This is a genomic window from Methylobacterium sp. A52T (genome assembly GCF_053346095.1).
Genome location: NZ_JBKFBI010000021.1, coordinates 14,805 through 38,822 on the forward strand (window position 1 = coordinate 14,805; position 24,018 = coordinate 38,822).

A 24,018-nucleotide genomic window follows, 5' to 3' on the forward strand; every position below is an offset into this window, starting at 1 on the left:
GTTCACGTTACCGTCGTGGGATAGGCGGGCGCGGAAGTACATTGCCAAATTGTCCCTTCGCCCGACCTATGGCGGGAACGATGCCGCCGCCTCGGGCGGTCGCACGCCTCTAGAGGAAGTCCCCGCCGATGCGCCAAACGTCTCTCCGCGCCGCGCTCGCCTGCGGCGTCGTCCTGTGGACCGCCCTGCCCGGTGCGGCCGGCGCCGCCGAGAAGGCCGCCGTCTTCCCGGTCGAGCTGTTCGATCCCGGTGCCGCCTACGGATCCCGGACGCGGCCGGTGGACGCCCGGAAGCTCGCCCTCGTCACCGACGAGTTGCGCAACGCCCTGCGCGACAAGGCCGGTCTGGAGATCGTCGATACCGCGCCCAAGGCCGACGTCGTGGCCAAGGAGGGGCCACTCTACAAATGCAACGGCTGCGCGGCCGACATCGCCAAGAGCCTGGGTGCGGACCTCGTCGTGACCGGTTATGTGGAGAAGGGGTCCGGCCAGATCTTCAACCTGAGCGTCGCAATCGCCGAAGCCGATACCGGCAAGGTGGTGCGCGGCGGGCAGGTGACGATCCGGGCCGACACCGACGATACCTGGGCGCACGCGATGCGTTGGGTGGTGAAGAACCGCCTGCTCGCCGAGCCGCTGCCCGGGAAGTCCTGAGACGGCCCGTTCAAGTTCGAGTGTTTCGTGCCCGCGTCCACCATCCAGCAAGACCCCCTGCCCCGGCTCCTCGTCAGCGTTCGCGATCCGGCCGAGGCCGAGGCGGCCCGGCTCGCGGGCGCCGACCTGATCGACGCCAAGGACCCGGAGCGCGGGGCGCTCGGCGCCCTTGACGAGGACGTCGTGCGGGAGATCGTAGCCCGCGTGTCCGGCGGTGCCGCGACGAGCGCGGTGGCCGATCCGGCGGCCGGATCCGTCGCCGCCCTGGCCCGGACCGGGGTCGACTGGGTGAAGGTCGGTCTCCGCCCTGACGAGATCCGGGACGCCGCGACGCTGGCCGATCGCGTCGCGGCCGCGCCGGGCCGGCTGATCGCCGTGCTGTTCGCCGAGGATGGGCCGGCGGCCCCGCACGTGCCCGCCCTGGCGGTGGCCGGCTTCGCCGGCGCCATGATCGACACTGCCGGCAAGACCGGCGCCCGCCTGCCCGACCTCGCCGCGCCCTCGGACCTCTCGGCCTTCACCGCCGCCTGCCGGGCGAACGGCCTGATGAGCGGCCTCGCCGGGTCGCTGCGGGTCATCGACATCCTCGGCCTCTGCGCGCACCGGCCGGATTACCTCGGCTTCCGCGGCGGCCTGTGCCGGGACTTCGACCGCCGCAACGGCATCGATCCCCTGCGCGTGGCCGAGGCCCTGCGCGCCCTGCGGCCGAGCCGGCAGGATGCGGCGTGACGAGCGTCATCAAGATCGGCGGCAGCCTCGAGGCGGATCCGCACCGCCGCCGCGCCCTGCTGGAGGCGATCGGCGACGGCGCGCACGGGCGCTGCATCGTGGTGCCGGGCGGCGGCGCCTTCGCGGACGCCGTCCGGGCCGCGCAGACGCGGGAGCGCTTCGGCGACGCGGAGGCCCATCGCCGGGCGCTCGACGCCATGAGCGACGCGGCCGGCATCTTCCGCGGGATCGAGCCGCGGCTCGTGCAGAGCCTGGAGCCCTGGGCTGAGGCCGCGCCCGCACGGATCCGGGTCTGGAACCCGCGCGCGCTCCGAGCCGGCCACCCGGACATCCCGGAGACCTGGGACGTGACCTCGGACAGCCTCGCCCTATGGCTCGCCGCGCGGGTCGGGGCGGAGCGCTGCGTCCTGGTGAAATCCGTCGACGCGCCGCCGCACCCCGACCCCGCCGCGCTGGCACGGGACCGGATCGTGGACGCCGCCTTCCCGGGCTTCGCGGCCGGCTTCGAGGGGACGATCGAGGTCTGGGGACCCCACCGCCGCGTCGCGGTCGAGACGAGGGCCGCCGCGTGAGCACCGCCGAGCACATCGTCTTCGTCACCGGCCGCCTCGCCCGGGCCCGGCTCGAGAAGGTCGCGGCGGGGCTCCCGCAGACCCTGCACTGGAGCATCGCGGATGCCGGCGTGAAGGTCGCGGCGCTGATGACCGAGGAGATCATCCGCCGGCGGGTCGTGCTGCCCGAGGGCGCCACGCGGATCGTCCTGCCGGGCCGGTGCCGGGCCAATCCCGAGCACCTCGCGGCGCATTTCGGCGTCCCGGTGGAGCGCGGACCCGACGAGGTGGTCGACCTTCCGGCCTGGCTCGGCCTGACCGCCCGCAAGGTCGACCTGTCCCGGCACGACCTCCGGATCTTCTCGGAGATCGTGGACGCGTCGAAGATGAGCGTCGACCAGATCCTCGCCAAGGGGCTCGATCTCGCCGGGCGCGGCGCGGACGTCATCGATCTCGGCGGCCTGCCCGATACTCCGTTCCCGCACCTCGAGGATTCCGTGCGGGCGCTGAAGGGCGCCGGCCTGAGGGTCAGCGTCGATTCCTTCTCCCGCGAGGAACTGGTCCGGGGCGCCGGCGCCGGCGCAGACTTCCTGCTGAGCCTGAACGAGGAGACCCTCGATCTCGCCTTCGAGACCGACGCGGTGCCCATCCTCGTGCCGATGCGCCCGGACGACCTGCCCTCCCTCGATCGGGCGATCGAGCGCATGCTCAAGGCGGGCCGGCCGTTCCTGGCCGACCCGATCCTCGAGCCGATCCACCACGGCTTCGTCGACTCGATCGCGCGCTACCGCGACACCCGCGCCCGCTGGCCCGAGATCGACATGATGATGGGCACCGGCAACCTCACCGAGCTGACCGAGGCCGATTCCCTGGGCGTCACCGCGCTGCTCGTCGGCATGTGCTCGGAGCTGTCGATCCGCAACGTGCTGATCGTGCAGGTCTCCAACCACACCCGCCGCACCGTCGAGGAGCACGACGCCGCCCGGCGGGTCATGTACGCGGCCAAGGCCGATTCGGCGCTGCCGAAGGGCTACGGCCGGGCGTTGCTCGCCCTCCACGACAAGCGCCCGTTCGTGCAGACCGCCGACGAGATCGCCCAGGCCGCCGCCGAGGTGCGCGACCCGAATTACCGGATCGTGATCGCCGAGGACGGGATCCACCTCTACAACCGCGACATCCACAGGGTCGGCACCGACGCGATGGCCTTCTTCCCCGACCTCGACGTGGCGAGCGACGGCGCCCACGCCTTCTATCTCGGCGCCGAACTCGCCAAGGCCGAGACGGCGTGGCGGCTCGGCAAGCGCTACGTCCAGGACGAGGCCCTCGACTGGGGCTGCTCGGCCGACGCCGACGTCGAGGATGCCACCGCCTTCAAGAAGGCCGGCCATACCCGCCATTCCGGACCCGACGCGCCCCCGCCCGGGACCCGCGACGCCCGCTTGGCCGGGCCCGAGGCCGGCGCGAGTCCGCCCGAGACCGTCCCGGAGGCCGCGGCGCGCGCCGCGGTCGCGCCCGAGCGCCCGCAGGATCCGCCGTCGAAGCTGGTTTGCGGGCGCCTCGTCCCCGCCGACAAGGCGTGAGGCCATGCCGCTGATCCTCGAGACCATCGTCACCACCCTGTCCCCGGCGGGCGAGCTGCACCTCGTCCCCTTCGGGCTGATCGCCGAGGATGAGGGCTACGTCCTCGCGCCGTTCCGGCCGTCCCCGACGATCGTCAACCTCGAGGCCAATCCCTGCTTCGCGGCCTCGAGCCCGCGCGACATCCGCGTGATCGCCGGCGCGGTGACGGGCCGGCGCGAATGGCCGACGCAGCCCTGCGCGGCGATCGAGGGCCGCCGCCTCGCCGACAGTTTCGGCCACGCGGAATTCGCGGTCGCCTCCGTCGAAGCCCACGAGAGCCGACCGCGCTTCCGGGGCCGGATGGTCCACAGCGCCGCGCACGCGCCGTTCATCGGCTTCAACCGCGCGCAGGCGGCGGTCCTCGAGGCCGCCATTCTTTCGACCCGGCTCCACATGCTGGAGCCCGAGAAGGTGTTGACGGAGATGGCCTACCTCGCCATCGCCATTGGCAAGACCGCAGGACCGCGCGAGCGCGAGGCCTGGGGTTGGATCGAGGACAAGGTCGCGGCGGCCCTCGGCCCCGAGGCGCGCGTCCTCGATCGCGACGACCGCTGAGGGCGGGAGGAGAAGGACAAGATGAAGAAAATCACCCTGGCCCTGGCGGCCACGGCGGCCCTGGTGGCGGCGACCGCGCAGGCCCACGGCCCGACCCGGCGCAAGATCACCGAGTCGATCGAGATCAACGCCCCCGCCGACAAGGTCTGGGCCGTGGTCGGCGACCTGAAGAACGCCGACTGGATGCAGAACGTCACCAAGACGGAGCTCAACGGCGACCCGGCCGGCAAGTTCAAGCGCGTGCTGACGCTCAAGAACGGAAATCAGATTTCCGAGACCAGCAACAAGTACAAGCCCGAGGACAAGATGTTCTCCTACTACATCGACAAGGTCGATGTGAAGGATCTCCCGGCGAACGACTACTCGGCGACGATCACGGTCGAGCCCGAGGGCAACGCCAAGTCGAAGGTCGAGTGGAAGGCCGCCTTCTATCGCGGCTACATGAACAACGACCCGCCGCCGGATCTGAACGACGAGGCCTCCGAGAAGGGCGTCGGCGACTGGATCAAGGCCAGCCTCGCCAACCTGAAGGCCAAGGTCGAGAAGGGCTCGTGAGCCCGGCCCGAGGCCGCGCGGCCCTCGCCGCCGGCCTCGTCCTCGTGGCGACGGCCTCCCGTGCCGAACCGGCCCGGGAGGCCGTCGTCACCGCCCAGCTCGGCGGCGCGGTCGAGATCGTCGATCTGGCGGCCAGGAAGGTGGTGCGCCGCATTCCCGTCGACGGGGCCCCGGCCGGGATCGCCCTGTCGCCCGATCGCCGGCGGGCCTACGTCACGCGCCCGGAGGGGCACGGCCTCGCGATCCTCGACCTCGACGCCGGCAAGGTCCTGTCCGAGGTGCCGCTGCCCGGCGCCCCGCTCGGCGTCGCTTCCGACCCGCGGGGCGGCATGGTCTACGTGGCCGACTGGTACGGGCACCGCCTGTTCGTGCTGACCGAGCGCGACGGCACCCTGGTGCCGGACGGCGAGATCGCGGTCGGCGCCTCGCCCTCGGGGATCGCCGTCAGCCCCGACGGGGCGACGCTCTACGTCGCCAACCGCGAGGCCGACACGGTCTCGGTCGTGGACGCCGCGACCCGGCGGGAGACCAAGGTCATCCCGGTGGGGCAGCATCCGTTCGGAATCACGCTCGATGCCGCGGCGGGGCGCGCCTACACGGCCAACGTGACCGGCGACGACGTCTCGGTGCTGGATCTGAAGACGGGGCGCGAGATCGGCCGCATCCCGACCGGCCGCCGGCCCTACGTCATCGCCCTCGCCGGCGGGCGCGGCTTCGTGACGGACCAGTATGCCGGCAGCATCACGGCGTTCGACCTCGCCACGCTCAAGCCGATCGCCGACGTCGATGTCGGCGACCACCCGGAAGGGATCGCCGCGGATCCCGACGGACGCCTCTACGTCGCCAACTGGGGTGACAACACGCTGAGCGTCCTCGATTCGAAGACGCTCAAGGTGTTGGCGACCATTCCGACGGGCAACGGCCCGCGCTCGTTCGGCGCCTTCCTGCGCTGAGCATCAGCCCGGCCGGCGCTGGGGCGCCCGCCGGTAGGCCGCCCGGGCCATCAGGAGCGCGCCGCCGACCTGCAGGAAGCCGGTCTCGCCGAGATCCGTGGGGGCGATATGCGCCTGGATCAGCAGCCGTGTCAGCGCGTTCAGCGCGAGCAACGTCAGGCAGAAGGCCGCGGCGGAGAGCAGGCTGGCGACGAACTCGGGCATGATCTCCCTCCCGTGTCGAACGGGAAGAGATTAGCAAGCCGCGCGCCAAGGCCAAGCTGTCGAAGCGTCCGATCTCAGCGCTTGCGTCCGGCGGGTGCGGGCGCCGGCGTCCCGGCCTGAGCGGCCGGTGTGGGCCGCGGCGTCTCGACGGCGAGCCGCTTCACCGGCCAGCCGTCGCTCCAGCGCTCCATGTCGGCGAGGCGCGGATTGTTCTTCAGCGCTGTCGCGTCCGACCCTGCGAAGGCCGCCGCGGCGGCGAGGTCGAAGGTCTTCCAGAAACCTAGATAATCGAGCGCGTCGACCCGGGCGAGGTTGATCTGCGAGACCAGGGTCTGCTGCTCGCCGGACAGCGCCATGTCGGCGGACCAGCGGAACGGCGGCGGCTTCGTCGCGTCCTTGGGCGCGTCCTTCGGCTCCGGACCCTGCTTGATGGCGCCGCCGTCATAGGCCGTGTCCACCCCCGCCGGGGACGCGAGGGTCGCCGTCAGGGCCGGAAAGCCGTGATCGTCCGACAGGGCCCGCACGAAGAGCTTGCGCTCCAGCGGCACGGCACTCGCCTCGCGCAGGAGGCGCTTGGCCGCGAGATCGGCGGCCCGCGTGTCCTTGTCGCCAACCATGGTCACGATCAGCGTGGCGGGATCGATCGCCGACAGGTCGGTGAGGGCGATGCCGCGGGATTTCGGCCCGCTGGCGATGCCGCCGGGCATCACCGCGAAGATCAGTTTCGGCACCGGCAGGCCCTGGGCCTTGGCCGCGGCGGCGAGATCCATGGCGAGCGGAGCCCCGGCGAGGTGGCCGATCATCGCGACGCGGCCGAGGTCGGGCTTCGCCTCGCCGTCCGTGGCGATCTCGGTGAGGGCCGCCTTGACGAGGGATTCCGCGATGGCCGGGGCGTCGGCCGGGCGGGTCCGGTTCACCTCCTGGAAACGCGGATACAGGACGAGCCAGCCCTGTCGGGCGAGATGATCGATCCAGCCGCCGTAGCTCTGCGGATTGACCGCGCCCCACCCGTGCAGGACGATCGCGACCGGCCGGCCCGTCTCGGGGGCCGCTCCCGCGGCGTAGAATGCGTAGGTCGAGGCCGTGCCGCGCCCGAGCAGCCGCTTGGTCACCGTCGCCTTGCGGTCACCGACACCGCCCGCGCCGTCGGCGGGCTGGGCCGGCGGGGTCGCCGCCTGCACGGACGCGAGACCGGCCAGGGTCATGATCGCGGCGGCGGTGAGCGATCCGCGAAGAACTGTGAGACGCATCCGGGACTCGACTGAGAGACGCACTGCGTCGGCAGGTCAGAATGCGCTGAATAGCAGATTCTCTCGTCTTGGCGACTCGCTGGCGCAGTCTCCCGTCAAGGTTCCGCGGCGGAGCCTAGGTCGGGTCGCAGCCCGCGGGACCCGGACGGTCGAGCTGCCGCGCCAGCGCCGCCAATTCCGCCGGCAGGTCGCGATCCGCCGTGCCGTAGACACTGAGCAGACCCTCGCGGACCGTGTCGAGAACGGCGGATTCCGCCGAATCCCGCGCACCGGGGCGGCGGAGTGAATCGGCGTGGTTGGCGGCGACAATCTTCATGGCGGCGTCGGGGATCGGTTGTACTGCGGAAATCCGGGCACGGCGCGCCCCGGAGTGGCGTACAACTGTGCGGCCGCCTCAGGTTTCCAAGCCGGAGGGGATTATTTTGCCGCCGGGTCCGATAACGGACGGTCCCGACCCGGCGGAGGGTCGCCCGGCCGCCTGCTCCACCCAGGCGAGGATGTCCTCGGCGCGCCACGGCTTCGGGATGAAGGTCGCCGAGACGCGCAGGTCGCTCGGCTGGTCGCCCGCGTCGCCCGAGGTCAGCAGGACCCGCACGCGCGGCCAGGTCACGCCGATGATCCGCGCGAGCTCGAAGCCGCCGATCGGGCCGGGCGTGCGGACATCCGAGAAGACGACACTGACCTCGTCCGCGCGATCGTTGAGGATCGCCAGGGCGCGATCGGCGGTCTCGGCCTCGATCACCGTGAAACCGGTATCCTCCAGCAGCGTGGCCGCGAGGAAGCGCTCGTCGGGCTGGTCCTCCACGACGAGGATCACGGGCTTCTGGCCAGGCTGTACCGAATCGCTCATGGACCAGGACACTCTACAGGGGCTGAACGGCGGTCGCTTCGATCGGTTCAACGCCCGAGCGCCGCGAAGGGCCAGACCCGCGCGGGCACAGATCCTCCTTGGATCCTTGCACGATTGTGAAGTTGTGGCCGTGTCTTGGGTAACACAGCCACCCCGGAACGCGCCCGATCGGGCGTCCTGGGCCGACTATTCAGCCGACGCCGTGCGATTTAAGGAAGGCCAGCGCGCGCTTCCAGCCGTCCTCCGCCGCCTCGCGGCGGTAGCTCGGACGATAATCCGCGTGGAAGCCGTGCGGCGCGTCCGGGTAGACCACGAGCTCAACGCTCTTGCCGGCCGCCCTGGCGCGGTCGCGCGCCTCCTCGACCGCCGCCACGGGGATGCCGGTATCGGCCCCGCCGTAGAGGGCGAGGAGCGGCGCGTGGATCTCGGCCGCCACGTCGCCGGCGGTGCGCGGCTGGATGTCGGTCCGCTCGCCGCCGACCGGCCCGTACCAGGCGACGGCCGCCTTCAGGTCGCGACGATGCGCCGCGTAGAGCCACGTCGCGCGCCCGCCGCGGCACCAGCCCATGACGCCGAGGCGGTTCGGGTCGCCCTTCGCCGCCGAGGCCGCCCAGGCCACCGTCGCGTCGAGATCGCCGATCCACTGCGCGTCCGGCGTCTTCGCGATGACGTCGCGGATGATCTGCTTCGGATCCGACATGGTCGAGAGGTCGCCCTGGCGGGCGTAGAGCTCGGGGGCTACCGCGCAGTAGCCGGCCTTCGCGAGCCGGCGGCAGATGTCCTTGATGTAGTCGTGGACGCCGAAGATCTCCTCGATCACCAGGACGATCGGGAACGGGCCCGCGCCCTCCGGAACCGCGCGATAGGCCGGCATCGGTCCGTCCGCGGCCGGGATCTTCACCTCGCCGGCCTCGATGCCCGCACTGTCGGTGTGGATCACCTGGGCCTCGACGCGGGTGGTCGCGAGCGTCAGCCCGCTCATCAGGCTCGTCATCACGAAGCCCCGTCGCGACAGGGGCGGCGTGATCAACCCGTCGAGTCCGGCCCGGTCGTGATCCGCCATCGTGCTCTCTCCCTCGTTCCGAGGCTGAGGGCTATCCGCGGGCGGCCGCCCGGGTCAAATCGGCCTCCGTCGCCTGGCCCTCAGGCGCCGGCCGCCGCCAGGGCCCGGACCGGCCGCGGGCTGGCGGCGCGCACCGGCTCGGCGATCTCGCGGGGCTTCAGCATGTCGCCGAGGCTCACGAAGGTCTCGGCGGCAGGCGAGATCACCGCGCGGATGCCGTAGCCCAGCGCGAAGGAGCGGATCAGCTCGGCGTCCCGCGGGATGCCGAACCGGTCGAGAGCGGCGAGGAACGCCTCGCGGAACAGGCTCGGCCTGCACCAGCGCTTCTCGGCCATCTGCAGCGGCCAGTCCCACAGGCCCTCGGCCCGGCGCGTCGCAAGCGCGGAGCGGGCGATGAAGTAGCCGGTCTGGCGGTGCTCGATTCCGTCCGCCTGCACCGACCAGTCGTCGTTGCCGAACAGTTCGACATCAGCCGCGTCGCCCATCGGGTCCTCCGCCCTGAACCAGCCTTCCGGCGCACCGGAACATTGCCGGAACACTGGAGCGGAAATCGGCGGTGGTCAAGGCGCTTGTTCCCGGTGCGTTCGCAAATCGCGCGGACCCGCCTCAGCGGGCCTTGAACATGGCGTGCTCGATCCGATCTCCCGGGGCGATCCCGAGCTTCGTCGTGGTGCCGGCGTTCAGCTCGAGCACCGCCACGACCGGGCCGCCCGACGAGATGATCGCCGTCGACAGCGGCTCGGTGTCGGCGGCGATCCGGCTGATGGTCCCGTCGGGCCGGATGAACACCATGTCGAGCGGCAGGTAGGTGTTCTTCATCCACATCGTGACAGGCTGGTTCTGCTCGAAGTCGAACAGCATGCCGTGGTCGGCCGCCATGTGCCGGCGGAACATGAGGCCGCGGGCGCGGGCGGCGTCGTCGCGCATCACCTCGACGTCGAAGCGCTTCGGCCCGGCCTTCGTGACGATCGTCAGCGGCTCCGATTGGGTCGCGGCGGCCCGGGCGGCCGCCTGCGCCACGGCGGCGGGCGCCGGGGCGATCGCGGTCAGCGCGAGGCAGGCGATGGCGACTGCCGGGGCGGTGCGAAGGAGGGATCTCACAGGCTCATGCCTCTCGTGGGATGGCGCGCGGACCGTGAGGCCCGTCGCCCGGTGATAGACCAGGACGCGCCGAAGGGGAATCCGGTTCCGGATTTTCCGAGCCGCGACAAAGAGATAGGGCGGGGTATGCTGGGCTGGGGAGACGCGGCCTCAATGGGACGCGGGCATCGCCCCGTCGATCAGCCGCACCTCGGCCGCCATCACGCCCTTCGAGCCGTCGCCGTAGCGCACCAGGACGGACTCGCCTGGCTTCAGCTCAGCGATCCCGTAGCGCCGCAGCGTCTCCATGTGCACGAAGATGTCCGGCGTCCCGTCGCCGCGGGTCAGGAATCCGAACCCGCGCAGGCGGTTGAACCACTTCACGACAGCGGTCTCGAGCCCGCTGGTCGGCGTCACGGTGACGTGTGTGCGCGGCATCGGCAGCTCGGAGGGATGCACCGCCGTCGCCTGATCGAGGGAGATGACCCGGAAGGCCTGCCAGCCGCGGGGCCGCTCGACGGCCTCCACGACGATGCGGGCGCCCTCGCTGGCCGCCTGGTAGCCGTCGCGCCGCAGGCACGTGACGTGGAGCAGGATGTCGGGCGCGCCGTCGTCGGGCACGATGAACCCGAAGCCTTTGGAGACGTCGAACCACTTGATGCGGCCGGCCACCTCGACGAGGTCGAGCGCCTCATCCTCGTGCTGACCCAGTTCGCCGGTTCGGGCGACCATCCCCCGCTCGGGGTTCTCCGGCCCGGATCCGCGTTCGTCAGACATGGCCGAGCAACCTACACCGAATCACGCCGCGCGCTCTCCCAGCAAGATTAACGAAGTCCTGATGTCCGGGAAGCCCATTTGGTCGGCAGAACAGTGACGCCAAGTTGCAATCTTGGCGCAAGGAGGCGGGGCCGCAACAGTCGATCGGTCGCAGGCTCGGGCGAAACCGGCGTTTAAGCGTCGGGGCGGCCGAGGGGTTTTCCGGATGCCGGCTCTCCCTCCCGGCGCTCACGCGCACGCCGCGACGGCGTTCACGTTTCCGAGAGCCGACGCACCCGCTTCGGGCTCGTTCGGAGCGTCTGTCGCACACCGCGATGGAAAGGGCGGCCCCGACATGGTTTGGGTGCACCATCATGTCCGTTGACGTCACCCTCGACCGTCCCGTCGCCGCGCCGCCGGTCGCGCCCGCCTCGTTGCGGCGCCGCCTGCCGATCATCGACGCGGCGCGGGCGGCCGCCCTGATGGCGATGGCGAGCTACCACACGCTCTGGGATCTCGGTCATCTGAGGCTGACCGCGGAGAACTACGCGCTGACGCCGACGGGGCGGCACGCCGCCGAGGCGATCGCCGGCACCTTCTTGGTCCTGGTCGGCATCGGCCTCGTGCTGATGAACGGGCGCGGGGTCCGGCTTCGACCGACGCTGCTGCGGCTCGCGCGGATCGGCGGGGCGGCGCTCCTCGTGACCCTCGGCACCTGGGTCATGTTCCCGGACGCCTTCGTGTTCTTCGGCGTGCTCCACTGCATCGCCGTCTCGAGCCTGCTCGGACTGCCGTTCCTGTTCCTGCCGGTGCCGGTCACCGCCGTCGCGGCCGCGGCCGTGCTCACCGCGCCGCACGTGGTGCACGCGCCCGTCCTCGACGCGCCGGCCCTGTTCTTCCTCGGCCTCGGCTCGGTGGTGCCGCGGACGAACGACTACGTGCCGCTCTTCCCCTGGTTCGGGCTGGTGCTGGCCGGGATCGTCCTGGGTCGTCTAACCCTGCCGCGGCTCGCCCGGTCGCGGCTGGGAGCCTGGGCGCCGCGCACGCGGCTCGGCCGCGCTGCCACCTTCGCGGGCCGGCACAGCCTCGCGATCTACCTCATCCACCAGCCGCTGCTGCTGGCTCTCCTGACCGGCGTCGTCACGGTCGTCGGCGCCAATCCGCGCGCCGGGCTGCGGGCGTTCCGCGCCGATTACGTGACGATCTGCGCGCGCACCGGCGGCGAGCCGCCGCTCTGCCGGATCGCGGCCCGCTGCACCTCGGAGGCGCTGCTCCGCGAGGACCTGTTCCGGGAGGATGGCCGCCCCTTCAGCGGGACGGAGCGCCTGCGCGCGCAGGCGATCTCGCAGGGCTGCTACGCCACCCTGGAGGCCGCCGCGCGATCCGCGCGCTGAACGCGGCGACCGACCGCGCAGGGTTGGTCGCCGGCGTCGACCGGGTCAGTCCTTGGCGCGCTCGACGTAGGACCCGTCGGCCGTCATGACGACAACGCGGGTGCCGGCGGCGATGTGGGGCGGCACGGTGGTGCGCACGCCGTTCGACAGCGTCGCGGGCTTGTAGGACGACGAGGCGGTCTGGCCCTTCAGGACCGGCTCGGTCTCGGCGACCTCGAGCGTGACGCGCTGGGGCAGCTCGATGGTCAGCGGGACGCCGTTATGGACCGAGAGCATCACCGCCATGCCCTCCTGCAGGTACGGGGCGGCGTCGCCGACCACGTCCTGCGGCACCGCGATCTGCTCGTAGTTCTCGGGGTTCATGAAGTGGAACCCCTCGCCGTCGCTGTAGAGGAAGGTGTGCTCGCGATCCTCCACGAAGGCGCGCTCGACCTGCTCGGTCGTCCGGTAGCGCTCGGACACCTTCACGCCGTCCGTGATCCGGCGCATGTCGAGCTGGGTCACCGGGGTGCCCTTGCCGGGGTGGATGTTCTCGGCGAACAGGATCACGTAGAGCTTGCCGTCCTTCTCGACGACGTTGCCCTTGCGGAGCGTTGAGGCGATCACCTTCACGGAATTGCGTCCTGCATTGACATGGGGGCCGGCACGCGCCAAGCGCGGGCGCTGCATCTCGGACCCCGCCACTATCGCATCTGCGCCGCGGTTGCCAGCGGGCGGGCGCGGACCGTCGATGGCAACCGGCATCGGCCGCGGCGCGTCCCCGCGGCCCCGACCCAGTCAGGGCCGAGGATGAGAGTGCTTATGAACGCGACGCGTCCCCGTCGGAGCCGGCCGGTCCCGCCCCGGCGCGGAGGCCGGTCGTGAGCGGATCCGCCTCCCCCTGGTGGTCGCCCGGCCGCCACGCCGACCGGCGCCCGGCACTGCTCCTGCGCAACCGCGTCCTCGCGGCGTTCCGCGCGTGGTTCGCGGACCGCGACTTCGTCGAGGCCGAGGCCGCCTGCCTGCAGGTCTCGCCCGGCAACGAGGCGCACCTGTCCGCCTTCGCCACCGAGGCCGTCGGCGCGAGCGGCGCCCGCACGCCCCTCTACCTGCACACCTCGCCGGAATTCGCCTGCAAGAAGCTGCTGGCGGCGGGCGAGCCACGACTGTTCAGCGTCGCCCGGGTGTTCCGCAATCGCGAGCGCGGGCCGCTGCACCATCCCGAGTTCACGATGCTCGAGTGGTACCGGGCCGGCGCCCCCTACACGGCGCTGATGGCGGATTGCGCCGACCTGCTCGCCGGCGCTGCCGAGACCGCCGGCGCCCGCCGCTTCACCTTCCGCGACCGGGAGACCGACCCCTTCGCCGAACCGGAGCGCCTGACCCTGGCCGAGGCCTTCGACCGCTTCGCCGGGATCGACCTGCTGGCGAGCGTCGCGCCGGGCGGCGAGACGGACCGCGCGGCCCTCGCCGCCGCCGTCGCGGCGGCCGGGCTCCGGGTCGCCCCGGACGATACCTGGGCCGACCTGTTCTCCCGCGTCCTCGTCGCGCGGATCGAGCCGCATCTCGGCCTCGGCCGCCCGACCATCCTGTGCGAGTACCCGATCAGCGAGGCCGCGCTCGCCCGGCCGGCGCCGCACGACCCGCGCGTGGCCGAGCGGTTCGAGCTCTACGCCTGCGGCGTCGAGCTGGCCAACGCGTTCGGCGAGCTGACCGACCCGGCGGAGCAGCGCCGACGGTTCGAGGCCGAGATGGCCGAGAAACAGCGCGTCTACGGCGAGCGCTACCCGATCGACGACGAGTTCCTCGCGGCGCTCGCCGCCATGCCGGAGGCGTCCGGGATCGCGCTGGGCTTCGATCGCCTGGCGATGCTGGCCTGCGGGGCCACCCGGGTCGAGGACGTGATCTGGACTCCCGTGGCGGAGACGCGGCCATGAACCGGGTGCTGCGCAGCGCGGACGACCTCCTCTCCGCCGGCCTGATCTCGGGGGCGGAGGCCGAGGCCCTCGGCGCCGTCCTCGCGCGCTACGCGGTGTCGGTGACGCCCGACATGGCCGAGCTGATCGACCCGCAGGACCCCGACGACCCGATCGGCCGCCAGTTCGTGCCCCGCGCCGCGGAAGCCGTGGCGACGCCGGAGGAGCGCGCCGACCCGATCGGCGACGCCGCCCACGCCCCGGTGACGGGGATCGTGCACCGCTACCCGGACCGCGTGCTGCTGAAGCCGCTCCACGTCTGCCCGGTCTACTGCCGCTTCTGCTTCCGCCGGGAGATGGTCGGGCCCGACGGGCTCGGGACCCTCACCGACGCCGAGCTCGACGCCGCCCTCGCCTACATCGCGCAGGATGCGCGGATCTGGGAGGTGGTGCTCACCGGCGGCGACCCGTTCGCGCTCTCGCCGCGCCGTCTCGGCGCCATCGCGGAGCGCCTCGCCGCCATCCCCCACGTCCGGGTCATGCGGGTCCACACGCGCGTGCCGGTGGTGAAGCCCGATCTCGTCTCCGACGCCCTCGTCCAGGCGCTCAAGCGGTTCGGGCGCGCGGTCTTCGTCGCCGTCCACGCCAACCATCCGCGGGAATTCACCGCCGCCGCCAGCGCCGCCTGCGCCCGGCTGGTCGATGCCGGCATTCCCCTGGTCAGCCAGTCGGTGCTCCTGCGCGGCGTCAACGACGAGGCCGCGACTCTCGAGGCGCTGATGCGGGTCCTCGTCGAGAACCGGATCAAGCCGTACTACCTCCACCACGGCGACCTGGCCCCCGGGACGGCCCACCTGCGCACGGACGTGCCCGAGGGGCAGGCGCTGATGCGCGCCCTGCGCGGCCGCCTCTCCGGCCTCGCCCAGCCGACCTACGTGCTCGACATTCCCGGCGGCCACGGCAAGGTGCCGATCGGACCGGGCTACCTGCGCGACACCCCCGACGGGGTGCGCGTGACCGATCCGGGCGGGCAGGACCACGCCTACCCGCCGAAGGCGTGACGGAGACTCTTCGATTATGCGCAGGCTATGGGGCCGCCTCACCTCGGTGAACGTGCAGAAGGCGGTGTGGGGACTCGACGAGACGGGCCTGCCGTACGAGCGGGTCGAGGCCGGCGGCGCCCACGGGGTCGTCGACGACCCCGGCTACCGCGCGATGAACCCGAACGGCCTCGTCCCGACCCTGGAGGAGGACGGCTTCGTCCTGTGGGAATCCAACGCGATCCTCCGCTACCTGGCGGCGGCGAGCCCGGCGCTGGCTCTGCCGGCGGACCCCCGGGCGCGCGCCCATGTGGAGCAGTGGCTCGACTGGCAGGCCACGAGCTTCACGCCGGCCATGCGCGACGCCTTCTGGCAGCTCTACCGCGCGGCCGATCCGGACCGCGGCCTGATCGCCGCATCGCTGAAGAAGAGCGAGGCCATGGCCGAGATCCTCGACCGCCATCTCGCGGACCGGACCTACGCGGTCGGCGACAGCTTCGGCATCGCCGACATCGCCCTCGGCTGCGCGGCGCACCGCTGGCTGAACCTCCCGGCCGAGCGGATCGAGCGCCCGGCGCTGCGACGCTGGTACGACCGGATCGCGGCCCGGCCCGGCGCCGCCCGGGCGCTCGGCGAGCCCATCGCCTGACGGCCGCCGCGGGCGCCCGGAGCCTTGCCGGCACGCCCGCGCGATCCACCTTCCCCGACCGCGCCGCCCGGACCGGGACCGGCCTTTCACGGAGTCCCCGATGGCGATCGACCCGACCCTGCGCGACGCGCTCTCCGCCGTGACACCGGCGAGCCTCGCCCGCGCCCTGGCGCGGGCCGGGGTGAAGGCCTGCACGCCGCACGGGCTCTCGGCGCGGGGGAGCGGAACCGTGGTCGGGCCCGCCTACACGATGCGGATGATCCCGGCCCGCGACGACGCCGCGGGCGATCTCGCCGCGGCCATCGACGCCGTCCCCGAAAGCGCCGTGATCGTGATCGATGCCGCGGCCTCCGCCCTCGCCCTGCCCTTCGGAGCGATCCTGGCGGCACGCCTCGCCCAGCGCGGCGCCGTCGGTCTGATCACCGACGCGGCCCTGCCCGACGAGATCGGCCTCCCCGCCTGGTGCCGGCCGGCCTCGGCCACAGGGGCCCTGGCCCTGGTCGGCACGCAGGAGCGCGTCGCCTGCGGCGGCGCCGCCATCCATCCCGGCGATATCCTGGTCGGCGACTCGAGCGGCCTCGTCGCCGTGCCGGCGGCGCTCGCCGAGCGGGTCGCCCTGGAGGCCGTCGAGCAGCAGCGCCTCGATCTCTGGATCCAGCGCGAGGTCGAGCGCGGCGCCGACCTCGCGAGCCTCCTTCCGCCGGACGCCGCGGCGCTCGCCCGGTTCGAGGCCGAGACGAAGCCGACCTGAGCACCGTGTTCTTCCCCGTCTCGAAGGTGATCTTCTTCCTGATCACCCCGTCCAACTTCTGCATCTTCGCGATCCTGCTCGGGATCGCCGTCGCGGCGGTGACGCGGTGGCGGAGGACCGGCCTCGGTCTGGCGCTGCTCGCCACGCTCCTGCTCGGCGCGGCCGGGCTGGCGCCCCTGTCGGACGTGGCCCTGATCCCCCTCGAGCAGCGCTTCCCCGCCTATCCGGATGACGGTCCGGCCCCGGCCGGGATCATCGTGCTGGGCGGCGGCATCGAGACGGGCCTCTCGGAGGCGCGTCGCCAGATCGTCGTCAACGATGCGGGCGAGCGGCCGATCTATCTCGCCGACCTCGCCCGGCGCTACCCGGCGGCGCGGCTGGTCTTCTCCGGCGGCAGCGGCTTCATCGCGGGCGGCATGGCCGAAGCCGACATCGTGAGCCGGCAGGCGGACGTGATCGGCGTGCCGCGGACACGCCTGATCCTGGAGAACCGCTCGCGCAATACCCACGAGAACGCCGCCTTCTCGGCGGCCCTGGTGCAGCCGAAGCCCGGCGAGCGCTGGCTGCTCGTGACCTCGGCCTGGCACATGCCTCGGGCGGTCGGCTGCTTCCGCCAGGCCGGATTCACGGTGGACGCCTTCCCGGTGGATTACCGGACCCGCGGCTGGGCCGACGTCGCGCATTTCCACGGCTTCGCGTCGGACGGGCTGCTCCAGTTCGACCTGGCCGTGAAGGAGTGGATCGGCCTCGTCGCCTATCGCCAGTCCGGCTACACGCCGGACTGGCTGCCAAGCCCGGATGCCGGGGGGGCTTCCGCGGCCGCGCCGGAGACCGGCAGCGACAATCGGTAGATCCCGCGGAAATCGTCCGGGTCGACGGGTCTCCCCTTCCGGAGGATCGCGATCCGCCCGGCATGGGCGAGCCGCACCGCGACCCGGCGCACCGGCTGCATCAGCGGGCCCCAGCCGTCCGGGTGCGGGCCGCCGAGGGCGCGGGCGACCTCCGAGGGGCAGACGGTCTTGTCGGCGCCGCGCTCGGCCACGAGGCGCAGCATCGCCGTCTCGATCGCGGCGTCGTCGGGTCGTGGGTCGGTCATGTGCGGGCCTCTTCGGCGGGCGACAGGAGCGGCGCCTCGAGCGGTCCCTCGTGGGGCCCCTCCCCGGCTTCGAGGAGCGCCTTGCGGATCTCCGAGGCAAACTGGCGGCGCCACATGATGATCACGACGGCCGTCGTCGAGACGAACAGCACGTAGGGGCTGATGAACCAGCCGAGATAGGCCAGCGCGAAGAAGAACGCGCGCTGACCGCGGGCGAAGTGCCGCCCGGCGCTGACGTTCATGGCCGCGAGCCGCCGCACCGCCCGCAGCATCTCGACGTCGCTCGTGCCGGACCCCTTGTGCGGAACGGCGCCCAGGAGGATCGCCGTGTAATTGAACAGCCTGTAGGCCCAGGCGAATTTGAAGAAGGCGTAGACGAAGATCAGCGCGAGGCCGGCGACCTTCAGCTCCCAGGTCAGGCGATTGGCCACCGTCCCGAAGGGCAGCGTGGCGAACAGGTTCAGGACGTCGTCCCCGGAGCGCGACAGGGTCAGGACGGAACCCAGCGCGATGAGCGAGGTCGAGGCGAAGAAGGCCGTGCCGTTCTGCAGCGACGCGTTGATCTGCGTGTCGACCACCCGGTTGTCGCGGCCGATGACCTGGCGCGCCCAGTTGGCCCGGTGGCCGTTCATGATCTGGCTGAGGGAGACCATCCTGCCGCGCAGCCGGCCGACGGACAGGCCGTAGGCGATCCAGGCGAGGATGAAGTAGAGCAGCGCCGCGAGATCGAGGTGCGAGAAGGCGGCGCTGCCGGCGGACAGGTCGGTCATGGTCTCCGGATGGCGGATACGCGAAGGGGCCGTCCGCCATACCAGTCCGCGGGCGCGCGCTGAACCCGCGGCGCCGATCTCAGTCGCGCAGGATCCGGAATTCGCCGCCGCGCGGCACGTCGCCGCCGTCCCGCGCGGCCACGTCGGTCACGCGCGCACCCGGCGGACCCGACCGGCACAGGGCCGCCATCTCCGCCACGGCCTCCGGCGCGCCGCTGAAGACCGCCTCGACCGTGCCGTCGTCGCGGTTGCGCACGGAGCCGGCGAGGCCGCGGGCGCGGGCCTCGGACTGCGTCCAGGCCCGGTAGGACACGCCCTGGACGCGACCGGTGACGATGACGGAGATCGTCCGGGTCTCGCTCATGCGGGCGCGGTCTCGCCTGGATGGGCCCGCGCCGGCGGCGCGGGCCGGGATGGCCTCACTCGGCCGCGATCGGGCGACGCATGCCGGCACCGAGGGCCGGGGTCCGCGTCGCGCCGGTGCGGACATGCGTGGAGTAGAGCATCAGGCCCGTGAAGGCGATGCCGCCCACGATGTTCCCGATCAGCGTCGGGATCTCGTTCCAGAGCAGGTAGTCCATCACCGTCAGGTGCCCGCCCATGAGGATCGCCGACGGGAACAGGAACATGTTCACCACCGAGTGCTCGAAGGTCATGAAGAAGAACACCGTGATCGGCATCCACATCGCGATGACCTTGCCGGGCACCGAGGTCGACAGCATGGCGCCGATGACGCCGGTCGAGACCATCCAGTTGCACAGCATGGCGCGGACGAAGAGCGTCAGCATCCCCGAGGCGCCGTACTTCTCGTAGCCGAGGGTGCGCGCCTCGCCGATCCCGGCGATGAGCTTGCCGACGGCGTTCGGCTCGGTGGCGAAGCCGAAGGTGAAGACGATCGACATCATCACCGCGGTGGTCAGCGCGCCCGCGAAGTTGCCGAAGAAGACCAGCACCCAGTTGCGGGCGACGCCGGCCACGGTGACGCCGGGGCGCTTGTCGATGAGGGCGAGCGGCGTGAGCACGCAGACGCCGGTGAACAGGTCGTAGCCGAGCAGGTACAGCATCGAGAAGCCGACCGGGAACAGCAGCGCCGCGACCAGCGGCTGGCCGGTCGCCTGGTTGACGCTCACCGCGAAGGCGGCGGCGAGCGCCAGGATCGCGCCGGCCATGTAGGCCCGGATGAACGTGTCCTTGGTAGCCATGAAGACCTTCGCCTCACCGGCATCGACGGCCTTCTTCACAAAATCGGCGGGCGCCAGATACGACATGCACAACTCTCCCTCGCGAGCGCACGCCGATCGTCGTTGACCGACGGGCGCGCCGCGCAATCACGGATGGCCGGACGGGCGCGGTGCTGCCGCTCGCCCTCCAGCTCGCTCGTGTGCAAGCATGTCGCGTACCAACTGCGCGGCGCTCAGGCGGGCAGGCCGCGAGACCAGGTGCCGAGTTCCCGAAGATAGGCGGGCGGCAGCTGCGCCGCGCGGGCCGCCGCGACGACCGCCTCCAGGTATCCGGGCCGCGGGCGGCCGGGCGCGGTCGAGCATCCGCGATAGATCAGGGCGCGCTTGACGCCCTCACCCGTGCGGACCGGCAGCGCCGCCTTGGTGTAGAGGCCCCCGGCGACGCCCTCGTAGCGGTCGAGCGCCGGGATGTCGTCGGGAGCGAGTTCCCACAGGACACCCCAGACGGTGCGCCTCGGATCGGGCACGACGGACGCGTAGCCCTCGCGCATGATGATGAAGCGGTGGTTCGGCAGGTGTCCGCCGCCGACCAGCCGCGAAACCGGGCAGCGCAGCGCCATCGCGGCGGCATCCATGTTGGCGCCGTAGGCGAAATAGAGGGGCATGCCGGAGCTGTGGGAGCCTACTCGCCCGCGGGGGGATCCAGGCGCCGCGCGGCACGCTCGTTCGCGCGCACGGCCGCGTAGGCGATCGCCAACGTGATCGCCGGAATGCCGAACGTTACGAAGATCCAGTCGTAGTTCACGGCTTCAGGCTCCGGAGGGCACGCCTCGCACCGTAATGTAGTGCGCAGCCGGTCCCCAGCCAAACGAGCGTGAAGATCGCGTTCTCGACGCGCAGAGCCGGTGCACTCGGCACGCCGAAGCTCGCGGCCGTCATCGGCGTGACGAAGCCGATGACGACGTAGGCGACGGCGATGTTGTTCAGCGCCGTAGCCAGCAGCTTGGTCTGCTCGTTGTGAACCGCAGTCACGGCCGCGAGCGCGACGCGCGCCCCGCGATCAGGCGAATTCCAGGATCACCGCGTCGACGGCGAGGCTGTCGCCCTCCTTGGCGTGGATCTTCCCCACCGTCGCGTCGCGCTCGGCGCGGAGCACGTTCTCCATCTTCATCGCCTCGACGACCGCGATCGGCTCGCCGTTCTTCACCTCCTGGCCCTCGGTGACGAGGATCTGCTTCACGAGGCCGGGCATCGGGCAGAGCACCTGCTTGCCCGAGCCGGCCTGCTCCTTCACCGGCATCAGGGCGGCGAGTTCCGCCTCGCGGCGGGTGTAGACACGGGCCTCGGCGGCCGCGCCGGCGTGCTGCAGGAACACGCCGTTCAGCAGGCTGCGCACCTGGATCGCCACGCGCTCCGAGCCGATCGTGCCGATCCAGACCGGCTCGCCCGGGCGCCAGGCGCTCGCCACCGTGAGCGCCGTGCCGTCGTCGCGGGTGACGAGGATGTCCTCGCCCTCCGGCTCGACCGTCACCGGGAAGGAGTGACCCGCCAGGATCACCACGCGCTCACGCTCGAAGGCGAAGAGGCCGGGCGCGCGCATCTGCCCGGAGATGCCGCGCTTGCGCTGGTTGAGCTTGTGGTCGATCGCCGCCGCCGCCGCCATCATGCGGATCGCCACCGGGCCGGCGGGCTCCGGAGCCGTGAAGCCCTCGGGAAATTCCTCGGCGATGAAGCCTGTGGACAGCCGACCCTCCTGCCAGCGCGGATGGGCCATCAGCGCCGAGAGGAACGGGATGTTGTGGCGGATGCCGTCGATGGCGAAGGCGTCGAGGGCCTCGCCCTGCGCGGCGATCGCCTCCGCCCGGGTCGGCGCCCAGGAGACCAGCTTGGCGATCATCGGGTCGTAGTGGATGGCGATCTCGCCGCCCTCCTCGACGCCGGTATCGTTGCGGATGATCGCCGTGCCCTGCTGGCCCTCCTCCGGCGGACGGTAGGTGGTCAGCCGGCCGATCGAGGGCAGGAAGTTGCGGGTCGGGTCCTCGGCGTAGACGCGGCTCTCGACCGCCCAGCCGTTCAGCTTCACGTCGTCCTGGGTGATCGGCAGCTTCTCGCCGGCCGCGACCCGGATCATCAGCTCGACGAGGTCGAGGCCGGTGATCATCTCGGTGACCGGATGCTCGACCTGCAGACGGGTGTTCATCTCCAGGAAGTAGAAGGACTTGTCCTGCCCGGCGACGAACTCGACCGTGCCGGCCGAATCGTAGTTCACCGCCTTGGCGAGCGCGACGGCCTGCTCGCCCATCTTGCGGCGGGTCTTCTTGTCGAGGAGCGGCGACGGCGCCTCCTCGATCACTTTCTGGTTACGGCGCTGGATCGAGCACTCGCGCTCGCCGAGGTAGACGACGTTGCCGTGCTTGTCGCCGATCAGCTGGATCTCGATGTGGCGCGGGTCGGTGATGAACTTCTCGATGAAGACGCGGTCGTCGCCGAAGGATGAGGCCGCCTCCGACTTGGCGCGGGCGAAGCCCTCGGCCACCTCGTCGCCCGAGAAGGCGATGCGCATGCCCTTGCCGCCGCCGCCCGCGGAGGCCTTGATCATCACCGGGTAGCCGATCTCGTCGGCGATCTTCTTGGCGTGCTCGGGTGATTCGATCACGCCGAGGAAGCCCGGAACGGTCGAGACCTCGGCGGCCGCCGCCGCCTTCTTCGACTCGATCTTGTCGCCCATGGCGGCGATGGCCCCCGGGTTGGGGCCGATGAACACGATGCCGGCGGCCTCGAGCGCCTTCGGGAAGGCCTCGCGCTCGGAGAGGAAGCCGTAGCCGGGATGGACGGCCTGGGCGCCGGTCTTCTTGCAGGCCTCGACGATCTTCTCGATCACGAGGTACGATTCGGAAGCGGCAGCGGGCCCGATATGCACGGCCTCGTCGGCCATGGCGACGTGCACGGCGTCGCGATCGGCATCCGAGTAGACCGCTACGGTCTTGATGCCCATCCTCCGGGCCGTCTTGATCACCCGGCAGGCGATCTCGCCCCGGTTGGCAATCAGGATCTTGTCGAACATCGCTGGCGCACTGCTTTCGAGATCGCCGGATTGCGCACCGGCTTGACTGTCCCGATAGATCAGTTGCGCCGCGGACGGAAGCTGCGCCTTGGTCTGAGGCTCAGGCGGCCAGGGCGAAGGTCATGCGCGGGGCCTGGACCGTGTCGCGGGCGCGACGGTTGGCCTCGAGGGCGAAGGCCACCAGTGATTCGGCGCTGCTCTCGGCCTCGCGGACGACTTCCATGGCGATCCGGGCACCCACCGCGCTCGGGCCGTCGCGGCCGCTGAGCGAGGCGGCGAGCCACGCGGCGACGTCGCGGTCGATGTAGCCGGTCGGGCGCGAGCCCCACACGGCGAAGTCGACGACCGAGGCGACCAGGAAGTCGGCGAAGGCGTCGGACCCGATCACCGCCCGCTCGAGGGCGATCAGCAGGTCGGCCTCCTCGCGGTTCATGAGGCCGTCCGGGAGAACCTCGCGCTTCAGGACCAGCAGGTCCTCGTCGCTGATCGTGCCGGCCGAGACAGCATGGTTGCAGAACTGTTGAACGGAAATGGTGGTCATGATCGCCTGCCTCCCCGACCTTTGCTGCGGTCGGCTCTAGTCCCTGTGTGTCTTCAACTTACGGGACGGCTCCCCTTCCAGAGGTTAATGGCGAGATCTGAACGGAAGTTCAGGTAAACACCCCCCGAGCAAGCAGGCTTATTGGGACGTTGACCGGTTGCGTTACCGGACGATGACCGTGGCTCCCACGGGGACCCGGTTGTAGAGGTCGACCACGTCGATGTTGCGCATCCGGATGCATCCCGAGGAGACCGCCTGGCCGATCTTCTCGGGCTCGTTCGTGCCGTGGATCCGGTAGAGCGTGTCCCGGCCGCGATCCGACAGGTACAGGGCGCGGGCGCCGAGCGGGTTCATCGGGCCGCCCTGCATCGCGTGGACGTGCGGCCAGCGCCGGATCATTTCGGCCGGCGGGTTCCAGGCCGGCCACTCCGCCTTGCGGTCGATCCGGGCCGTGCCGGTCCAACCATACGCCTCGTCGCCCACCGACACGCCGTAGCGCATCGCCCGGCCGTTCGGCAGGACGAGGTAGAGCTGGCGCTCCTTGGTCTCGACGACGATCGTGCCGGGCGCTTCCCGGGTCGGGTCGGCGATCTCGTAGCGGGCGAAGTGCGGATCGAACTCGGCCTCGGGCACCAGGGCCATGTACTCGGCGTCGCGGGCCGAGAGCGCCGGATCGGGCACGCCCTTGAAGGTGCAGCCCGCCAGCAGCAGGGCGCAGCCGAGTCCCGAGATGATGCGCATATCCCCGCCTCGAAGGTCGTCGCGGCCGCGGACGGAGCGCGCGGATCGCCGATCCGGGTCCGTCCCGTGGAAGAATC

Annotated in this window: 32 protein-coding genes; 13 read left to right on the top strand and 19 right to left on the bottom strand. The window is 71.6% G+C overall.

All coding sequences use genetic code 11. The features are described from left to right. The first annotated feature begins 128 nt into the window (after positions 1 to 128). From ACLBYE_RS07715 to ACLBYE_RS07745, 7 genes are read left to right on the top strand one after another with little or no spacing between them, the layout of a single operon-like run. The gene (locus ACLBYE_RS07715; RefSeq protein ID WP_447693705.1) at positions 129 to 653 is read left to right on the top strand and encodes a DUF3280 domain-containing protein; all 525 of its coding nucleotides are present in this window, start codon (positions 129 to 131) and stop codon (positions 651 to 653) included. A gap of 27 nt (positions 654 to 680) precedes the next feature. After that, a complete protein-coding gene (locus ACLBYE_RS07720; RefSeq protein WP_447693706.1) occupies positions 681 to 1,382 on the top strand; it encodes a (5-formylfuran-3-yl)methyl phosphate synthase in 702 nt (233 codons plus the stop codon). Next, on the top strand, positions 1,379 to 1,954 hold the full coding sequence (locus ACLBYE_RS07725; RefSeq protein ID WP_447693707.1) for an amino acid kinase family protein: 576 nt from the start codon (positions 1,379 to 1,381) through the stop codon (positions 1,952 to 1,954). The genes ACLBYE_RS07720 and ACLBYE_RS07725 overlap by 4 nt, the downstream gene beginning before the upstream one ends. Next, positions 1,951 to 3,513, top strand: a complete 1,563-nt coding sequence (locus tag ACLBYE_RS07730; protein WP_447693708.1) for a DUF6513 domain-containing protein — start codon at positions 1,951 to 1,953, stop codon at positions 3,511 to 3,513. Before ACLBYE_RS07725 ends, ACLBYE_RS07730 begins: the two co-directional genes overlap by 4 nt. A 4-nt stretch (positions 3,514 to 3,517) precedes the next feature. After that, the gene (locus ACLBYE_RS07735; RefSeq protein ID WP_447693709.1) at positions 3,518 to 4,108 is read left to right on the top strand and encodes a DUF447 domain-containing protein; all 591 of its coding nucleotides are present in this window, start codon (positions 3,518 to 3,520) and stop codon (positions 4,106 to 4,108) included. A gap of 21 nt (positions 4,109 to 4,129) precedes the next feature. Then, positions 4,130 to 4,663, top strand: coding sequence for an SRPBCC family protein (locus ACLBYE_RS07740; RefSeq protein WP_056528820.1), 534 nt, complete (start codon positions 4,130 to 4,132; stop codon positions 4,661 to 4,663). Beyond that, positions 4,660 to 5,616, top strand: coding sequence for a beta-propeller fold lactonase family protein (locus ACLBYE_RS07745; protein ID WP_447693710.1), 957 nt, complete (start codon positions 4,660 to 4,662; stop codon positions 5,614 to 5,616). Before ACLBYE_RS07740 ends, ACLBYE_RS07745 begins: the two co-directional genes overlap by 4 nt. Before the next feature lie 3 nt (positions 5,617 to 5,619). Here ACLBYE_RS07745 and ACLBYE_RS07750 read toward each other — a convergent pair whose 3' ends face one another. The 8 genes from ACLBYE_RS07750 to ACLBYE_RS07785 all read right to left on the bottom strand — a co-directional run bounded on the left by ACLBYE_RS07750 (position 5,620) and on the right by ACLBYE_RS07785 (position 10,795). Beyond that, complete coding sequence (locus ACLBYE_RS07750) at positions 5,620 to 5,820, bottom strand: hypothetical protein (RefSeq protein WP_447693711.1); 201 nt, start codon at positions 5,818 to 5,820, stop codon at positions 5,620 to 5,622. 74 nt (positions 5,821 to 5,894) lie between these two features. Beyond that, a complete protein-coding gene (locus tag ACLBYE_RS07755; protein WP_447693712.1) occupies positions 5,895 to 7,070 on the bottom strand; it encodes an alpha/beta hydrolase in 1,176 nt (391 codons plus the stop codon). Positions 7,071 to 7,185: 115 nt separating this feature from the next. Next, complete coding sequence (locus ACLBYE_RS07760; protein WP_447693713.1) at positions 7,186 to 7,386, bottom strand: hypothetical protein; 201 nt, start codon at positions 7,384 to 7,386, stop codon at positions 7,186 to 7,188. A gap of 78 nt (positions 7,387 to 7,464) precedes the next feature. After that, a complete protein-coding gene (locus ACLBYE_RS07765) occupies positions 7,465 to 7,920 on the bottom strand; it encodes a response regulator (protein ID WP_042675510.1) in 456 nt (151 codons plus the stop codon). Positions 7,921 to 8,110: 190 nt separating this feature from the next. Further along, positions 8,111 to 8,983, bottom strand: a complete 873-nt coding sequence (locus ACLBYE_RS07770; RefSeq protein ID WP_020092072.1) for a dienelactone hydrolase family protein — start codon at positions 8,981 to 8,983, stop codon at positions 8,111 to 8,113. Between the two features lie 80 nt (positions 8,984 to 9,063). Then, the gene (locus ACLBYE_RS07775) at positions 9,064 to 9,468 is read right to left on the bottom strand and encodes a hypothetical protein (protein WP_447693714.1); all 405 of its coding nucleotides are present in this window, start codon (positions 9,466 to 9,468) and stop codon (positions 9,064 to 9,066) included. A gap of 121 nt (positions 9,469 to 9,589) precedes the next feature. Further along, complete coding sequence (locus ACLBYE_RS07780) at positions 9,590 to 10,084, bottom strand: DUF192 domain-containing protein (protein ID WP_447693715.1); 495 nt, start codon at positions 10,082 to 10,084, stop codon at positions 9,590 to 9,592. A gap of 150 nt (positions 10,085 to 10,234) precedes the next feature. Next, positions 10,235 to 10,795 carry a cold-shock protein gene (locus ACLBYE_RS07785; RefSeq protein WP_447693716.1) on the bottom strand — a complete coding sequence of 187 codons (561 nt, stop codon included), beginning with the start codon at positions 10,793 to 10,795 and terminating at the stop codon, positions 10,235 to 10,237. A gap of 398 nt (positions 10,796 to 11,193) precedes the next feature. On the opposite strand from ACLBYE_RS07785, the gene ACLBYE_RS07790 reads away from it, so the two are divergent. Further along, the gene (locus ACLBYE_RS07790; protein WP_447693717.1) at positions 11,194 to 12,213 is read left to right on the top strand and encodes a heparan-alpha-glucosaminide N-acetyltransferase; all 1,020 of its coding nucleotides are present in this window, start codon (positions 11,194 to 11,196) and stop codon (positions 12,211 to 12,213) included. Positions 12,214 to 12,258: 45 nt separating this feature from the next. Here the strand turns inward: ACLBYE_RS07790 and efp are convergent, their stop codons facing one another. Then, on the bottom strand, positions 12,259 to 12,882 hold the full coding sequence (gene efp / locus ACLBYE_RS07795; RefSeq protein WP_199778764.1) for an elongation factor P: 624 nt from the start codon (positions 12,880 to 12,882) through the stop codon (positions 12,259 to 12,261). Between the two features lie 191 nt (positions 12,883 to 13,073). Between efp and epmA the strand changes: the two genes are divergently transcribed. The 5 genes from epmA (at position 13,074) to ACLBYE_RS07820 (ending at position 17,399) form a co-directional block, all read left to right on the top strand. Next, positions 13,074 to 14,129, top strand: a complete 1,056-nt coding sequence (gene epmA / locus ACLBYE_RS07800; RefSeq protein ID WP_447693718.1) for an EF-P lysine aminoacylase EpmA — start codon at positions 13,074 to 13,076, stop codon at positions 14,127 to 14,129. Then, positions 14,126 to 15,169, top strand: a complete 1,044-nt coding sequence (locus ACLBYE_RS07805) for a lysine-2,3-aminomutase-like protein (RefSeq protein WP_447693719.1) — start codon at positions 14,126 to 14,128, stop codon at positions 15,167 to 15,169. Before epmA ends, ACLBYE_RS07805 begins: the two co-directional genes overlap by 4 nt. Positions 15,170 to 15,185: 16 nt before the next feature. Beyond that, positions 15,186 to 15,797, top strand: a complete 612-nt coding sequence (locus tag ACLBYE_RS07810; protein WP_447693720.1) for a glutathione S-transferase family protein — start codon at positions 15,186 to 15,188, stop codon at positions 15,795 to 15,797. A gap of 100 nt (positions 15,798 to 15,897) precedes the next feature. Further along, positions 15,898 to 16,548, top strand: a complete 651-nt coding sequence (locus tag ACLBYE_RS07815) for an RraA family protein (RefSeq protein WP_447693721.1) — start codon at positions 15,898 to 15,900, stop codon at positions 16,546 to 16,548. A gap of 5 nt (positions 16,549 to 16,553) precedes the next feature. Beyond that, on the top strand, positions 16,554 to 17,399 hold the full coding sequence (locus ACLBYE_RS07820; protein WP_447693722.1) for a YdcF family protein: 846 nt from the start codon (positions 16,554 to 16,556) through the stop codon (positions 17,397 to 17,399). Here ACLBYE_RS07820 and ACLBYE_RS07825 read toward each other — a convergent pair. From ACLBYE_RS07825 to ACLBYE_RS07870, 10 genes are all read right to left on the bottom strand, one after another. Next, positions 17,318 to 17,644, bottom strand: a complete 327-nt coding sequence (locus ACLBYE_RS07825; protein ID WP_447693723.1) for a DUF3253 domain-containing protein — start codon at positions 17,642 to 17,644, stop codon at positions 17,318 to 17,320. The genes ACLBYE_RS07820 and ACLBYE_RS07825 overlap by 82 nt on opposite strands. Next, positions 17,641 to 18,414, bottom strand: coding sequence for a DUF599 domain-containing protein (locus ACLBYE_RS07830; RefSeq protein WP_447693724.1), 774 nt, complete (start codon positions 18,412 to 18,414; stop codon positions 17,641 to 17,643). The genes ACLBYE_RS07825 and ACLBYE_RS07830 overlap by 4 nt, the downstream gene beginning before the upstream one ends. 79 nt (positions 18,415 to 18,493) lie before the next feature. Further along, positions 18,494 to 18,778, bottom strand: coding sequence for an acylphosphatase (locus ACLBYE_RS07835; RefSeq protein WP_091676823.1), 285 nt, complete (start codon positions 18,776 to 18,778; stop codon positions 18,494 to 18,496). Between the two features lie 55 nt (positions 18,779 to 18,833). After that, positions 18,834 to 19,682 (bottom strand): formate/nitrite transporter family protein, encoded by an 849-nt coding sequence (locus ACLBYE_RS07840; RefSeq protein ID WP_020092058.1) that lies wholly within the window; start codon positions 19,680 to 19,682, stop codon positions 18,834 to 18,836. Positions 19,683 to 19,828: 146 nt separating this feature from the next. Then, complete coding sequence (locus ACLBYE_RS07845) at positions 19,829 to 20,260, bottom strand: gamma-glutamylcyclotransferase family protein (RefSeq protein WP_447693725.1); 432 nt, start codon at positions 20,258 to 20,260, stop codon at positions 19,829 to 19,831. Between the two features lie 17 nt (positions 20,261 to 20,277). Continuing rightward, a complete protein-coding gene (locus tag ACLBYE_RS07850) occupies positions 20,278 to 20,400 on the bottom strand; it encodes a hypothetical protein (RefSeq protein ID WP_273564484.1) in 123 nt (40 codons plus the stop codon). Next, positions 20,397 to 20,627: a hypothetical protein gene (locus tag ACLBYE_RS07855; protein ID WP_273564485.1), complete on the bottom strand. Its 231-nt coding sequence runs from the start codon at positions 20,625 to 20,627 to the stop codon at positions 20,397 to 20,399. Before ACLBYE_RS07855 ends, ACLBYE_RS07850 begins: the two co-directional genes overlap by 4 nt. Before the next feature lie 28 nt (positions 20,628 to 20,655). Next, positions 20,656 to 22,659 (bottom strand): acetyl-CoA carboxylase biotin carboxylase subunit, encoded by a 2,004-nt coding sequence (locus ACLBYE_RS07860; protein WP_447693726.1) that lies wholly within the window; start codon positions 22,657 to 22,659, stop codon positions 20,656 to 20,658. 100 nt (positions 22,660 to 22,759) lie between these two features. After that, positions 22,760 to 23,200, bottom strand: coding sequence for a hypothetical protein (locus ACLBYE_RS07865; protein WP_020092054.1), 441 nt, complete (start codon positions 23,198 to 23,200; stop codon positions 22,760 to 22,762). A 162-nt stretch (positions 23,201 to 23,362) separates the two neighbouring features. Next, entirely contained in the window at positions 23,363 to 23,941 is a 579-nt protein-coding gene (locus ACLBYE_RS07870) for a L,D-transpeptidase (protein ID WP_020092053.1), read from the bottom strand. Between the last annotated feature and the right edge of the window lie 77 nt (positions 23,942 to 24,018).